This window comes from Haloarcula sp. Atlit-47R (genome assembly GCF_003665985.1).
GTDB classification, from domain to species: domain Archaea; phylum Halobacteriota; class Halobacteria; order Halobacteriales; family Haloarculaceae; genus Haloarcula; species Haloarcula taiwanensis.
Genome location: NZ_QPLQ01000008.1, coordinates 72,346 through 87,824, shown reverse-complemented (window position 1 = coordinate 87,824; position 15,479 = coordinate 72,346). Strand labels below are relative to the sequence as shown.

Below are 15,479 nucleotides of genomic sequence, written 5' to 3'. Positions count from 1 at the left end.
GGGAGAAACCCAGCACGGGATTGAAACAGGTTATCAAGACCGAATATGTCGCCACGGCGGCGGAGTCGCGACGAGGGAGAAACCCAGCACGGGATTGAAACACGTAGCCACTTTCGGCCAACATGCCCTCGACGACAGGTCGCGACGAGGGAGAAACCCAGCACGGGATTGAAACTGTCCTTAGCACGCCGGCCGTTTTGGCCGGAAGACTCGTCGCGACGAGGGAGAAACCCAGCACGGGATTGAAACTAGTGCTGTATCTGGTAGGTCGTTGGCGTGTCGAAGTGTCGCGACGAGGGAGAAACCCAGCACGGGATTGAAACAGTTCGTCGAACGCATCGCCGCCGCGCTGCAGTTGGGTCGCGACGAGGGAGAAACCCAGCACGGGATTGAAACAGGAAATCGCAGATGTTTGACTTTCCCACGCCAGGTCGCGACGAGGGAGAAACCCAGCACGGGATTGAAACCGACGGACCTGCGGGCGACGGCCATCCCGAGCGAGCGTCGCGACGAGGGAGAAACCCAGCACGGGATTGAAACGATGCGCTGGCCAACGTCCGGCTCCGGAACGGACAGGTCGCGACGAGGGAGAAACCCAGCACGGGATTGAAACACCCCCAATCCCCCAATGTCGACTTTTTATCACACTGTCGCGACGAGGGAGAAACCCAGCACGGGATTGAAACCGCCCTCGTCGCCGGTGATGGTGTTGCCGCCGACGGTCGCGACGAGGGAGAAACCCAGCACGGGATTGAAACACGGCACGTATCTGCTTGGCTCCAGTGGCGACGACGTCGCGACGAGGGAGAAACCCAGCACGGGATTGAAACACAACGTAGGTGTCGGCGTCGATGACGCTACGTTCGGTCGCGACGAGGGAGAAACCCAGCACGGGATTGAAACATGCCACGCGCGGCGTTGATGCCGCTGGCTGGGCTGCGTCGCGACGAGGGAGAAACCCAGCACGGGATTGAAACAGTCTGGCCAACTGTCTGTATTCAGCGACGCCAATGGGGTCGCGACGAGGGAGAAACCCAGCACGGGATTGAAACTCATCAGCCCGAAGGCCTCTGCGCTGACTCCGGTCGTCGCGACGAGGGAGAAACCCAGCACGGGATTGAAACTCGCGGTCGAGGAGGCCGAGGACATCTTTCGCCTCGGTCGCGACGAGGGAGAAACCCAGCACGGGATTGAAACAAGTCTATATCGACCGCGGCGGGCAGACCGAGCCGTCGCGACGAGGGAGAAACCCAGCACGGGATTGAAACACAGAATCAGCGCTGGCATGACCATGAGCGATTTCGTCGCGACGAGGGAGAAACCCAGCACGGGATTGAAACGAACCCCGCTGGCTCAATCAATGCTGCGCGTGGTATGTCGCGACGAGGGAGAAACCCAGCACGGGATTGAAACAGACGACATTCTCTCCGCGCTCCCGCCGCTGCTGGCGGCGAGCACGTCGGGTCGCGACGAGGGAGAAACCCAGCACGGGATTGAAACTAGCTCCATGTGATGACTTCCTGCCGGAGGTAGGTCGCGACGAGGGAGAAACCCAGCACGGGATTGAAACCTGGCGCGGAGTTTATCAAAACCAACGCCGGAGGGTCGCGACGAGGGAGAAACCCAGCACGGGATTGAAACTCATCTCCAGCGTTGTCTGTGGGACGCCAAGGATGGCGTTCTCGGCGACGGGGTCGTCGCGACGAGGGAGAAACCCAGCACGGGATTGAAACGCGTTACCGTCGACCGCTCGGCCACGGCGCTGGATATGTCGCGACGAGGGAGAAACCCAGCACGGGATTGAAACCTGGATATCTCGTGGCAGTGGGACCACGAGGCGGGTCGCGACGAGGGAGAAACCCAGCACGGGATTGAAACTCGTGGATGCACGCCTCGACACACTCCGGTAGGTCGCGACGAGGGAGAAACCCAGCACGGGATTGAAACTGCAGGTCGGGCTTGAACTCGCCGAGCAGGAAGTAAAGGGTCGCGACGAGGGAGAAACCCAGCACGGGATTGAAACATGCCGTCGGTGACATCGGTGACGGTGACGGTGTGTCGCGACGAGGGAGAAACCCAGCACGGGATTGAAACAGTGTTGCGCCGTGGCCGTCAGTAATTCGCTCGTCGGTGTCGCGACGAGGGAGAAACCCAGCACGGGATTGAAACGATATCATCGGCGGGCTTGGGCGCGCCATCGCAGCTGTCGCGACGAGGGAGAAACCCAGCACGGGATTGAAACGGCTTAACGCTGGCGAATACGCACAGGTACAGGACCGTCGCGACGAGGGAGAAACCCAGCACGGGATTGAAACTCGAGGCGGCCCTGCGCAAGGCCGCCAGCGATGGGGTCGCGACGAGGGAGAAACCCAGCACGGGATTGAAACATGGTCACGATTATTGTCAGTGGGCCTGAGGCCATGTCGCGACGAGGGAGAAACCCAGCACGGGATTGAAACACGGCGTCGCTGCAGACATCATCCAACAGTATCCGAGTCGCGGCACCCAGAAAACCCAGCACGGGACTGGAAGTACTTACGTTAGGTGACAAAAAGGTAGTGCTTTCTACGGTCCCGTGAAAAGGTGCGTGGTTTATATATTCAGCCCCCACCGCAAAAAGTATGTCTAAAATCGGGATCTATGCCCGTGTCTCAACAACAGACCAAGACCCACAACGACAGCTTGACGAACTGCGTGCATTCGCTCAAGACACATACGATGGCCCAGAGATTCACGAGTATGCAGATATCATCAGCGGGACCGAGACTGATCGCGGAGACGAGTACCAACGACTCCGCGGAGATATCGAAGCCGGACATCTTGACACTATCGTCGTCCACGAACTCTCGCGACTGTCTCGACTCGGTGCCGGTGAAATCCATGAATTCCTCGAATTCTGTCTCAGTCACGAAACTGGCATTCAGGACTTAGAGGTTGGCCTCGAAATCAGCCTTGACGATGATCTTGTCGATAGAGCGGTGAGCCAGCTCATTGCCGGAGTGATGGGTGACCTCGCGCGTGTCGAGCACAAACAGAAGCTCCGGCGGATTCAATCCGGTATCGACGCTGCGAAAGACGCTGGCCGATGGACTGGGCGGCCCCCAGCTGGGTTCGATATCGAGGACGGCTATCTCCGGGTCAACGCCGACGAGTTCCTGACCGTTCGACGAGCGCTTGAGCGCGTCGAGCAAGGCTACACCTATGCCGAAGCCGCTGATGGAACCCCAGTGGCTGAGTCAACGCTCCGGTCCCTCCACAACGACCGGCGTGATCTCTACTTCTATGGTGAGGCTACCGATGACCGGCTTCAAGCCGCTGTACAACAACTGGAGCCACTTGAGGAACCTGACATCCCCAGTGAGACAACCATTCCAGAGCAAGAGATCCGCACTATCGTTCGCGACGAGATTCGCCGCCATCAGCAATAGCAATCAGACCGATAGCAAATAGTCCCACGCCTCCGCTAATTTAGCCAATAAATGGTATATAATTCACATTATGTATTTTTGTTTCAAGCTACATTTCCAGCAACACTCTAGTAGCTTGCAGCCGATTTGAGTGTATGGATAATGCTGTTCAGGTGTTATACGTTGAGCGAGACTTGGAGTTCGCACGTAAAACAGCTGAACAGCTTGAACAGGTAAACAATCAGCTAGAGGTCACGACTGTTCTCGGATCGGCCTCTGCATTCCAGGCGCTCAGTAATGATGGATACGACTGCATCGTTTCAGAGTATCGACTCCCGAACGGTACTGGACTTGAACTTTTCGACCAGATTCAGCGTAACTACCCTAATCTCCCATTTATTCTGTTCACTGAGCACGGGAGTGAGTCGGTTGCCGGTGAGGCCGTTACTGCGGGTGTCTCTGATTATCTTCAGAAGGAAGAAGCCGACAGCCGATCTGAATTACTAGCAGATAGTATCAGTAACGTCGTCACAGCCAACGAAACCGTGATTGAGGCAACGCGAGAGCGTCGCCGGTTCGAGCAGGTCCTGAAGACCGTCCCGAGTTGTGTAGTTCAACTTAATCGGGACGGTCAATTTATTTTTGCGAACGACAGAGCTGAGACAGTCCTCGGGTTAAAACAATCAGAACTAGAAGAGCGCGCGTATAACGATCCTGAATGGGATATCAAAGATCTTGACGGGAACCCGATCCCTGATCACGAATTACCATTCGCGCGTGTCCTATATGATGGTGAACAAGTTCAGGACCGACATACAATCAGGTGGCCCGATGGGAGGAAGCGTGTACTCGCTGTGAACGGTGCACCAGTCATGAATGAGGGGTCTGTGGAGAGTGTCGTTTGCTCGCTCACAGATATCACCGATCGTCATCGACGCGAGCGCCGTCTTGAGAAGCTTCACGAAGCGACTCATGACTTGTACGATGCCAAAACGAAACAAGAAGTCGCGCAGATCACCAGCGACACAGCAGACGCTATTCTTGATTTCGAGGTGAATGGTGTCCACTTCTATGATGAACAGGCAGGTGGGCTAAAACCCGTAGCTGTGTCAGACCGAACACAGCGTGTTACCGATGAGTTAGTGACTTTTGATCACGGGATTGCTTGGGAAACGTTTCAGTCTGGTGAGATCAGACAATACGACGACATCCACACCGCTGATAATCTGTACAATCCTGAGACGGAGTTCCGAAGCGGATTGTATCTCCCGCTTGGGGCATACGGTATTCTCCTTGCGAATTCAACCCAGCGTGGCGATTTCGATGATACTGATGTCTCGTTAGGGCAACTCCTTGCGGAAAATGCAAAGAGTGCGCTTGATCGTGTCGAACGAGAGCGGCGGCTTGCGCTTCTCCAAGAGCGAACAAGTGCTCTAATGCAAACTACGACCACGGCTAAGACGGTTGATCTTACTGTTGATGCCGCAGCCGAGATTCTTGGAACGAGTCTCTCTGGGTTTATTCAGGAAGACGAGCGCGAAGAAGTCTTACGCCCCCTCTCTACGACTGACGCACTCGCAGCGGAATTTAGCACGTACGATGGCTTCACATATGGTACAGATGGTGACCCCATCAGTAGCTTTCTGTGGGATGTGTACGATTCAGGCACACCAGAATATGTGGGCGACGCGAGCGACCACCCAGCGCTCCCATCAGATACCCCAGCCCGCAGTGCGTTGTTGTATCCACTGGAGTCGTACGGACTCCTCGTGTTCGCAGCTAAAACGCCAGACGCGTTTGACAGGACAGATAAGCGGTTTGGCTGGATTCTTGCTTCGACTCTTGAGACAGCGTTAGAGCGTGTCGCCCGAGAAAAACTCCTCCGTGACCGGACACAGAAGCTTACGAGACAGAACCAGCAGCTTGAGGAGTTCGCACAGACTGTCACACATGATCTCCGGAATCCACTGCAGGTTTTACGAGGGACACTTGATGGCGTTCGCAAAACGACTGATGTCAACCATCTTGACCGGGGCTATAGGGCACTTGACCGGATGGAGACACTCATTGATGATGTGCTCATGCTCGCCCAAGAGGGACAACTAATCGACGACACAGAGATAGTTTCGCTTGCATCACTCGCTGATGACTGCTGGGACGTTCTGGAGACCGCTGATGCTGAACTGATGATAAATGACGATATGGAGTTTGAGGCTGACTCAGGACGCGTCCGCCAACTTCTTGAGAATCTCTTTGCCAATGCAGTGACTCACGCTGGTACAGACGTGACAGTCACAGTTGGTACACTTACAAATGGATTCTTCGTTAGCGACGACGGACCGGGAATTGATCCAGTAGAACGTGACCAGATTTTCACTGACGGCTATACAAGCACAAGAAGCGGTACCGGATTCGGACTCTCAATCGTCAAGCAGATTGCTGACGCCCATGACTGGGATGCAACCATAGCAGAGAGCCCCAGTGGCGGAGCACAGATTGAGTTTACTGGTCTCGATGTGGCGTCGACCCAGACAGACAATTAAAATGCCTCTCCCGCGTTCTGCAAGTCGCGTATCTTTTGATAACATGCTTCTTATTAGGCCTATCCAACTCAATTTCGTCAGGACGGCGGTCTGTTGTCATTACTTGTCCTAGCACCAACTGGGGCGTAATGTTTGTGTCACAGAATGACGACAATCACGTATGGCCGAGACATATGCTCTCAGCATCCACGTCGAATCCTACGAGTTCAGCGGAGAATTCTATCTGGTTGGCGACAGATACGACACAGGTGGAGAAGTGCTGAAACACGTGGCAACCGCTCATATCTTGGCGATGAACCAACGCCCACACGCCGCCGAGTACCTGCTTGAGACGCTTCAAGAGGGCGAGAACGTGAGCAAGTCCGAGTACGAGCAGGCAGAACCAGACGTCTCCTGTGGACTCCACTTCGATGTTGACCACCAGCAGTTTCGATTCTGGGTCAGCGACTACTCCGTCGACATTGGACGACAGCCGACAAAGAGCGACCTTCGCTCAATCGCTGACGACATCCCAATGTAGTCCTCCCTATTGGTGTGCTACCCCAGCAAGGACAAGTATCCAACCTACATAGAGAGAGGTGAATGCGTCTCTCATTCGATGATGGCACGCTTTTGCTTGAAGACGCGCCTGAGGCTGTGCCGTATGCCGAATGGGATGACCGCGTCGGCGAGCATCGGGCGCAGGCACAGCACTATCGTCCTATCCGAAAGTGGGCAACCGAGTCCGATGGACAAGTGACCCTCGAAGAATCCACAGCGACTGTCGATGAGATAGAGGACGACGCTCGTGCCTACTCAGACTTCTATCTCACACCGTCTGTCGCTATCGAACCACGGGAGTACCAGCAAGACGCTCTCTCGGCGTGGCAGGACAATGGCCGACAGGGGAGTGTTATTCTTCCAACAGGGAGCGGGAAAACGTTCCTCGCTGTCCAAGCTATTGCGGATGCAGGCGTGAGTACGCTCGTGGTTGTGCCAACCATCGACCTGATGAACCAGTGGCACGCGACTCTCACCAACGCTTTCGGTGACCAGCTCCCAGACGGTGTGGGCGTTCTCGGTGGTGGCAGCCATAATATAGCGGACATCACGGTGACAACCTACGACTCTGCCTACCGCTATATCAACGAGTATGGCGATCAGTTCGGGTTTCTCGTTGTAGACGAGGTACACCACCTACCAGCGCCGACATATCAGCAGATCCCCGAGATGACGATTGCACCGTATCGACTCGGACTCACAGCTACGTACGAGCGTGCCGATGGAGCACACGAAGAATTGGAGGACTTGCTTGGAACGGTTGTCTATCGGGAAGCGGTTGATGAACTTGCTGGGGAGTATCTCAGCGAATACGAGACCATTCATCTCCAAGTCGAACTCACAGACGAGGAACGGACAACGTACGACGAGGAGTACCAGATATACCGTGACTACGTGGACAGCCACGATTTCGAGCTCTGGAAGGAGAACGGATATCAGGAGTTCCTCAAACGCACGTCGTATGACCCGCAGGGACGACGGGCGCTTATTGCCAAGCAACGGGCGGAAAACATCGCCCGTACTGCTGAAAAGAAACTGGATACCCTTGACAATCTCCTGAAGCGACACTACAACGACCGAACCATCATCTTCACAGCCAACAATGAGTTCGCGTACGAGATCTCCCAAGAGTTTGTCGTCCCCTGTATCACACACCAAACTGAGACCGACGAACGCACAGAGATCTTGGAGCGGTTTCGGACGGGCGAGTACTCGATGTTGGCTACGTCACAGGTACTGGACGAAGGTATTGACGTTCCCTCTGCAAACGTGGGTATCATTCTCTCTGGAAGTGCCTCAAAACGGCAGTATGCGCAACGGCTAGGTCGGATTCTCCGACCGACGGACGACAGGCAACCCGCCCGTCTCTACGAGATTATTGCTGAAGACACGGTGGAAACATATGTTTCTGAGCAGCGACGACAGGGGGTGGCAGCGAATGCTGACAGCTAATCTTGCACGCTCACGGACACATGAGGATACTATCACGCCGCTGTTCATTGACGCCAGCGAGCAGCAGTATCGGGAGACAGCCGAGGAACTCATTCAGATTTTTGAGGCCCATCTCGGTGAACCGAAAGGTGATCTGGAGGACACTATTGACCAACTCACCATCGCAGATACGGACTACAAAGTCGTCCAAGGACTGGCGAAACTGCTGAAAGATGAGTGTGAGTTCGAGACGGTTGCTCCAGTTGAGCCACATGAGATTCGTCAGCGATTGTTCGAGAAGGCAAATGAGTCGTATCCGATTGTTCGCCAGCCCACGCTCGGTGAGGACACGCAGAAGTTAGAAGTGTACAGTTCCGTTGCTGATGCGCTGGGTATCACACTCGAAGAGTGCCACCAGGGGATGTACGCCGACTTGGAGGAACACAAACGACTTGTTCGGTTTGGACACCGTGTTTCCGATGAATGCCAAGATGCGGCGGAGTCCTCAACCACGACTCAACTGACGGGTGATAGTGAGGAATCATATGCAGCGGATACAATTACGCCTGACTGGCTTCTCACCCGCTATAATCTCGCGTTAGCACAGGCTGTCCTCTACGATGCTACCGAGATGCGGGTGCGAGTCTGGGACTCGTTTGCGACGGTATTCAGTTACGTGAAGTTGTTCGGGTTGATGCACCGTATCTATCCAATCGACAGCAACGGCAATCGCGTGGGGAGTACCGATGCAGCAGACGGATACGAAGCTATCTTAGACGGGGCAGCGTCTCTCTTTTCGAAATCACGGAAGTATGGGATACGGATGGCGAACTTTTTGCCCGCACTGCCGTTATGTGATCGGTGGGAGATGGAGGCCGACATTCTGGATGATGGGGGTGGATCGACGACTCAAACGCTTTCATTTGCGCTTGATGACACTGACGACCTGTCTTCACACTACGCTGCGCAGAGCGACTTCGACTCTGATGTGGAACGGACACTTGCACAGAAGTGGGAGCGCGCGAACACGGATTGGGAACTCATACGAGAGGATGACGTGCTGGACTTAGGTGCGGAGGTTATGCTCCCAGACTTCGCCATCGAACATTCAGACGGCCGGCGAGTTATATTCGAGATCGTTGGCTTCTGGACACCAGAGTACCTTGCTGAGAAGTTGGCGAAGATACGCGAGGCAAACCGAGATAATCTCATTGTCGCTGTGTCTGAGCGATTAGACTGTTCGTCTGCGGATTTCGACGGGATGGACGACCGCGTGCTATGGTTCAAATCGGGGATTCACGTCTATGATGTCGTGGAGTTGGCTGAGGAATATGCCATTGAGGCTTTCTCGGCTGAGTAGGTCGGTCTGTCTCGCTTTTCCGCGCTTCCTTGCAGGTTCTTCAACGAGTTCCCGTATAGCCGCCACACTGAGAGCGCCTAAACGGCATTCTCGGCGATTTGTTTGCTTTGGCGTGCAGTGCCTCTCGGAGATCACGTCACACTCAGGGACGGTGCGTGCGTCCGCTTTCTGGAACCCATACGTCGAAGCTCGTGATTCCATGGTCCCTGTCCTATGTCTGACGTAGTTATTTGAACTCACAGACTTCACAGAACGATAGGAACGACATGACGAAACGAATCGGAATCACGAACCAGAAAGGGGGCGTGTCGAAAACGACGAACACGATCAACGTTGCCGGCGGGCTCGCCGATCGCGGCCTGGATGTCCTGGCCATCGACATGGACCCACAGGGGTATCTCACCCACCGTCTCGGTTTCAAAGAGGCGTACAAGGCTGACTCACCGAACTTCGCAGACGCTTTGAACTCGCCGTCTGACTACGATATCCGGAACCTCGTCGTCATACACGACGAATACGACTTGCTCCCCGCAAACATCGATATGTTCCACTTGGAGCAGGAACTCATCGGCTCCGGAATGCGCCCCAGGCTCCGACTCAGCGACGTTCTCGAGAGTGTCGATGATTGGGACGTCATGGTCATCGACTCCCCACCAAGTCTCGGACCGCTGAACGACAACGTTGTCCTCGCTGCGGAGAATCTTCTCGTCCCGGTCGAAGCCGACGAATCCAGTCAGCTGGCGCTGACGCACTTGCTCCGCCAACTCGATACTCTCGAAGACAACTATGGAGCCGCAATCGACATCCTCGGAGTCATCGTTTCGAACGTCAGCTACCCACTAGATAACGAGCAGCAATCCAGCATTGACTGGTACGAGGACCGGTTCGAAGGTCGTGTACCGGTATGGATCATCCGTTCCCGAGCAGCCCTGAAGCGTGCGGTAAAGAGCGGTGGGTCAGTGTTCGCTGACGACGCCGAAGATGTCGATATGGCGGCTGTGTATACCGAGATTGCTGAAGAGGTGGCGCCATGAGCGGCGACGATCTCGACGATCGTCTGTCGAGGCGCTTCGATGCTGACGGTGACGGAGACGACAATGAGTCACTGAACGATACGAAATCACAGACCGACATGAGTTCAAGTACTTCACAGAACGCACAGAAGAACAAGAAAGCACAGAACATCAAGAAAGAATGGAACGTGAGGAGCTTCTACTTAGATGATGACCTCGACGATGAGGTCACGACCACGTTCAAGCGCCTTGATCTTGCACTCTCGGAAAGCAAATCTGATGTGGATCTAAAGAAGACTCGGCACTTCTACCCGCTCCTCGTCGAGCTCGGGTTGGAGCAGGTGGACGAAATGGACGTTGAGGACATCGCGCAGCGATTGGAGGGCCACAATACTGATGGAATCGAGTGAACGCGATTCTGCAACCGGCATCTCCCTATCCCGACCCCAGGGTAGCACATAGAAAGTCACCCTTATAACTCGGCTTTGCACGTTATCGCCTTGGGATCACGATATCGAAGGGGCGCAAGAAGTGTTCTACAGGCGGAACAGGCCGAGTGTCTTGGGCCTTGTCCCCGAGGTACTTCACGCGAGATTCACAAAACAACTCATCAGGAGCGAGAAGCCATTGGGGTGGTCAACCGGGCCCCAACGGTGTTTGATCCCTGCACTACACATAATATTTTTGATGATTCAGACTGTGTCGGTCAGTATAGCGTGCCTACTGCTTGACCAACTCACCGTTCTTATGATTCCAGAGTCCCCAGAGGAGAAACGCATATATTTGATTTTTCGAAAAGATATATTGCGCTTCATATCCTATCAATACTTATGACGGAGTTTGATCCGGCACCGGAGTCAAAAGCCACCGAACCACGGTGGCAGCAGGGGGAGGATACGTTCAGTCGTGTCTACGATGTCGCTATGGGGATTACTTCACCCACCCCCGCTGCCGAGATTGCAGACGTTGCAGATTGTTCTCCGAACGCTGCGAAAAAGCATCTTGATCGACTGGCCAAAATGGGCATTATCAGCGTGAACCGTGACGGCCGACCCGTGCAGTACGAACGCAACGAGGGGTATCTAGAATGGCAAGATGCCAGCCGGATTGCCGACGAACTGACTGTCAAAGAGATCATCAACCGAGTCAGTGAGCTTGAAGAAGATCGGGCCGACTATGAAGATGAATTTGGCGCTACCGATCCAACTGCTGTGAACGTCTACGACCACGGCAGCCACGAGGCTATTCATGACCGGATGACTGCAGTCAGTGAGTGGCGCAGTGTCATTCGGGATATTCGACTGTACGAACTCGCCCGTCAGCTCGCAGAGAACGATGGGCACCTAATCTCGGCATAGATGGGGCCAGACCCAACTACTCCGAATTCAGGGTCGCCTGGTCCACCCGACCGACAGACGCTACAACTCCTGGCCCGGCATCTTCGAACTGAGACACTCATTTTCGAGACGAAATTCGACCCCGACAGCTACGAACCTCGCCTGCTTCACGCCTTAGTCGACGTGGGACAGTATCCTGAGACCGTTGTAGCGGCTCGACTCGATATTCGCTGGTTCACGACCGGAGATTTCTCGTTCCACTACGTTGAAACATACGAGGATGATAGCCGATGGGAGTGTCGCTGGGATTGTCATCCCAATCCACACAATGCACGGCTGCACTTCCATGAACCACCAACCGCAGTGGAAGCCACCGACTTGTCACTGTCATCACGCCATCCGCTAGATGTCTACTCTACGGTTCTTGATGCTATTGAGGGACGTATCCAAACGCTCTGGGAGAATTGAGCAGCTTGCACATCTACTGAGCAGTCGTTTCATCCATCTCTATGAGTAACAAACCGCTTTCGCAACGATTGCTACCGATACATCTAATCAGAGGTGACTGCTACTATCTCCGAAGTCAATGCATAGGTAGCCAGCGAGTGAAATTGTATTAATCACATATGAGGCGTAATCGACCACCTGGATCGTTAGGAGCTGTCTATGATATGCTGTACGAGGAAATCGAGCCCGGAGACAGCATCGGGGTTGATGCCGCCGTGATCAAAGTGCGTGAGACAGAGCGCTCAGTCGGTACCGCCGAGCACGTAGTTGAACGACTGGTTGACCGGGGCTACCTGTACAAGGTTGACGGACAGCTGTATATTACCGAACACCGGGATGGCTCCCAAGACCCGGAAAGCGAGCAGTAACCTTACGAGTCGAGGTCAGTCGTATCGAAGTCGCCGATGTCGCCACCCGACTGTGACGGACTGTCCTCGTCTGTTGAGACCTCTGTGGTACTGCCGGACGCATCCTCTGCTGTGGATGGTGTCACGCCACCGGCTTGATCCTGCGAAGTCGGGGCAGTTTCGGCGTCGTCGGTGAGTTCCTCAAGCGCTTGGATAACGGTTTGTCGGTACTGGTCAGGATCGGTGTCATACTCTTCGCGAGCCATAGCAGCGTACTCGTTGGTGTCGTCCTCGAAGCGTTCGAGCCGCTCCAGAGTTCGCTTCGCTGTTTCTGTCACCCACCGATTGCGGGTGTCTGCATCAACAACGGTCAGGTGCTCTGGTCGGAGCGAGACGTTGGTGTCGCCGTCGTCGGTTTCATAGGTTCGGGGCTTGCCAACAAGCGCGACGAAGACGGGCGGGTCAACCTCTCGTAGCATGGCGGCTGCTTCGGGTTGGTACTGGCCAGCATAGGTGAAGAACGTCCCTGTGGGCCCGACAATTCGGCCCTGCCAGTACTCATCATCGCTGCCGACATCGTCGGTTTCGGTCAGGGTGCCGACGACAAACACGCGGTTTGCTTTCGCGCCTGTCGGCAGCAGGGCATAGACGGGCGCGCGGTCATCGTCTGACTCCCGGAAGGTATAGCCTGCATCGTTGAATTCCCCAGCGAAGGCTCGCTGTGCGAGTTCACGCATCGGGGCTTGTCCTTGGCTCATCTAGATCGACCTCGCAGTGATGAGGAGTTGTTCTGGATCATGCATCTCGGCGAGTTGCTCGAACTCGTTGACGAGCAAATACCGGCCCAGTTCAGGGCCTTGGACGCGATAGTAGTGCCCAAGCGTCACCTCACGTATCTCGTCGGCGACGACGCTTGTATCCAAAGCGTCCATGGCCATTTCTTGGGCTTGTGACAACGTGATGTCGGCGACCTGCTCAGTCGCCTCTTTGTCGAAGATGACCTCTTGGACTGTATCGCCATTGTCAATCACACCTTTGATTCGGAGGTCGAACTCGCCTTCGCCCTCGCCGTGTTCACTGCATCGCCCGTTTTGGAGGACACGCGTGCAGTCGTCTTCTGGACAGCGTTTGATCAGCCCGCTGCCTGACTGGATATCGACGAGTGCACCCTCAGCATCGGTGGTGTCGTCGCCGACTTCGATATCTTGGTCGAGTGCTTCGATGGTCGTGGTGCGATTGAGTTTGACCGAGTACTGGCCCTGATACTCATCGGTGACAACATTTCCAAGGTCATAGACTTGGCCCTCGGTGAGTGCTTCGAGGTCAGACTTGGCCCATTTGGTGAACTTGATGGTTCCAGTTTCGTCACCGAGGAGGCCAACTTGTGCAATCGAGTCACTGCGGGGCTCCCAGAGATCAGTGACTTTGGCGGTAATGTCGACCCACTGTTCGGCTTCGGTAATTTCCTCGAGATCGACTTGTTGGTTGCCGTCCTCGCTGCTAACTTCGTCGCGGTCAACATCGCTGTCAGAAAGATAGGTACTCACGACACTACGTCGAGCTTCGTCGAGTGGGACTCTGTAGTCATCGACAAGTGTGGTGAGCCGTTCCTCGATGTCGTCGAGGGAGGCATCGACTGACTCGGGTAACTGGTCGTGTATGTCTTGGGCTTCTTGCTGTATATCAGAGTTGCTCATAGTGTTCTCCGTCTCGTTTGCGATGGGAGACGGCTGGCGGTACGCTTGGGGTGGTCTAAAACCCATGCAAATCGTGGCGAAAGTGAAATTGTCCCACTCCGCCCGAAGCGCTTCAATCACTGGACGTCGGTGGGCTGGCTCACAGTGTGGACCGTCTGGTCTCCGATCCGTTTGAAAAATTTTTGTGTTCCTCTGTCGGGTGAGAGGATGACTGACCTTTCACTCGGTACGTTCGGAGACGGAGACAGCGCCGACAAAGACCTCGATCCAGATGCCGCAAGCATCGCCCGATGTGCGACGACGTGTCGCGCTCCTGATCGTGACGACGGCAGTTGGGCATCTCCAGATGAGGACTGGGGGCTGACAACGCAGCGGCCGGCGTCGTCGATCAACACGTCGGCTGGTCGAGCAACCAAACAGCAAACCCGGTGGGTCGTCGGCGGGGACATCGGAGACTACGTTGAACAGTACGCAACTGGTGACCTCCTGCAAATCCCAAACACGTACGGCGAGTTCGACTCCATTGACACCCGAGTCACATTCGTCGACGGGCTCGCTGACAGCTACGGGTACGGCATTGACGCCCAAGCACTCGAAAAGGCATTGCGGGTCCTCACTGGCGGTGGCCGATACACTGCGTCGAGATACACGGCAATCCCGTGCGGGAAGCAGCCGTGGATTCTGACGGGGCCAGAAGGGACGCTCTTGTGCAGCTGTATGCCCGTCGAACGGCCGGAGAATCCATACACAAGGGAGCTTCGGACGCCAGAGACGACCCTGCAGATTGAGGAGCAGAACCAAACAGTCCGCACGGGAGCCGCTGAGTTTGCCCACCTGCTGTCCGACGCTCTCGGTGTCGATATCGAGGGCGTAGAGCACGCAACAGTACGCGGGCAAACCCAGCACTCGTTCGTCGGCGAGGAGGACAAGTTCCCGATCAAGGCTAGTGACTTAGCACAACTGCATGGGTTGACGAGCGATCCATCTGTCATCCAAGGAGGAGTCAGCCGTGGAGTCCAGCCCCCCAGCGGTGGCGACTCAATCTCGGTTGAGTGGGACGGGCCGGAGCATCCGGTTGGATATCTCGACGAGGGAGACGTGATCGCCGGCTACGAGTTTGCGTGGGAACGGCCCGAAGAGTCGCTGGAAGACGTTGCGGTGGTTCGCGAGTACCGGGTCACACAGAACTACTCGCGCTGGACGGTTGATTACAATACCCATCGCCTTGCGTCGGTGGTCCCATAGCGCCGCCAACGGCATATTTTGTGAGCCCTCCGGCAAGTGGAGGGTAATCCAG

Annotated in this window: 13 protein-coding genes and 1 CRISPR repeat array (1 of these 14 running past the window's edge); of the genes, 11 read left to right on the top strand and 2 right to left on the bottom strand. The window is 55.3% G+C overall.

The window, feature by feature from the left end; all coding sequences use genetic code 11:
• A CRISPR array of direct repeats spans positions 1 to 2,532; the repeat unit is 37 nt; unit sequence GTCGCGACGAGGGAGAAACCCAGCACGGGATTGAAAC; it reaches 2,478 nt to the left of the window's first position.
• Between the two features lie 89 nt (positions 2,533 to 2,621).
• From DVK00_RS19695 to DVK00_RS19645, 10 genes are all read left to right on the top strand, one after another.
• Entirely contained in the window at positions 2,622 to 3,428 is an 807-nt protein-coding gene (locus DVK00_RS19695; protein ID WP_121578404.1) for a recombinase family protein, read from the top strand.
• Positions 3,429 to 3,562: 134 nt separating this feature from the next.
• On the top strand, positions 3,563 to 5,950 hold the full coding sequence (locus DVK00_RS19690; protein ID WP_121578403.1) for a GAF domain-containing protein: 2,388 nt from the start codon (positions 3,563 to 3,565) through the stop codon (positions 5,948 to 5,950).
• A 160-nt stretch (positions 5,951 to 6,110) separates the two neighbouring features.
• Entirely contained in the window at positions 6,111 to 6,470 is a 360-nt protein-coding gene (locus DVK00_RS19685) for a hypothetical protein (RefSeq protein ID WP_121578402.1), read from the top strand.
• Between the two features lie 62 nt (positions 6,471 to 6,532).
• Positions 6,533 to 7,942, top strand: a complete 1,410-nt coding sequence (locus tag DVK00_RS19680) for a DEAD/DEAH box helicase family protein (protein WP_121578401.1) — start codon at positions 6,533 to 6,535, stop codon at positions 7,940 to 7,942.
• A complete protein-coding gene (locus DVK00_RS19675) occupies positions 7,929 to 9,281 on the top strand; it encodes a DUF790 family protein (RefSeq protein ID WP_121578424.1) in 1,353 nt (450 codons plus the stop codon). Before DVK00_RS19680 ends, DVK00_RS19675 begins: the two co-directional genes overlap by 14 nt.
• A gap of 266 nt (positions 9,282 to 9,547) precedes the next feature.
• Entirely contained in the window at positions 9,548 to 10,315 is a 768-nt protein-coding gene (locus tag DVK00_RS19665; protein ID WP_121578399.1) for a ParA family protein, read from the top strand.
• A complete protein-coding gene (locus DVK00_RS19660; RefSeq protein ID WP_121578398.1) occupies positions 10,312 to 10,704 on the top strand; it encodes a hypothetical protein in 393 nt (130 codons plus the stop codon). The genes DVK00_RS19665 and DVK00_RS19660 overlap by 4 nt, the downstream gene beginning before the upstream one ends.
• 420 nt (positions 10,705 to 11,124) lie before the next feature.
• A complete protein-coding gene (locus tag DVK00_RS19655; protein ID WP_121578397.1) occupies positions 11,125 to 11,652 on the top strand; it encodes a helix-turn-helix domain-containing protein in 528 nt (175 codons plus the stop codon).
• A complete protein-coding gene (locus DVK00_RS22510; RefSeq protein WP_121578396.1) occupies positions 11,653 to 12,099 on the top strand; it encodes a hypothetical protein in 447 nt (148 codons plus the stop codon).
• A gap of 203 nt (positions 12,100 to 12,302) precedes the next feature.
• Positions 12,303 to 12,506: a hypothetical protein gene (locus tag DVK00_RS19645; RefSeq protein WP_121578395.1), complete on the top strand. Its 204-nt coding sequence runs from the start codon at positions 12,303 to 12,305 to the stop codon at positions 12,504 to 12,506.
• 2 nt (positions 12,507 to 12,508) lie between these two features.
• Here DVK00_RS19645 and DVK00_RS19640 read toward each other — a convergent pair whose 3' ends face one another.
• On the bottom strand, positions 12,509 to 13,222 hold the full coding sequence (locus DVK00_RS19640) for an RPA family protein (RefSeq protein WP_121578394.1): 714 nt from the start codon (positions 13,220 to 13,222) through the stop codon (positions 12,509 to 12,511).
• 21 nt (positions 13,223 to 13,243) lie between these two features.
• A complete protein-coding gene (locus DVK00_RS19635; protein WP_121578393.1) occupies positions 13,244 to 14,182 on the bottom strand; it encodes a replication factor A in 939 nt (312 codons plus the stop codon).
• Positions 14,183 to 14,389: 207 nt separating this feature from the next.
• Between DVK00_RS19635 and DVK00_RS19630 the strand changes: the two genes are divergently transcribed.
• A complete protein-coding gene (locus DVK00_RS19630) occupies positions 14,390 to 15,427 on the top strand; it encodes a hypothetical protein (RefSeq protein WP_121578392.1) in 1,038 nt (345 codons plus the stop codon).
• The last annotated feature ends 52 nt before the right edge of the window (positions 15,428 to 15,479 follow it).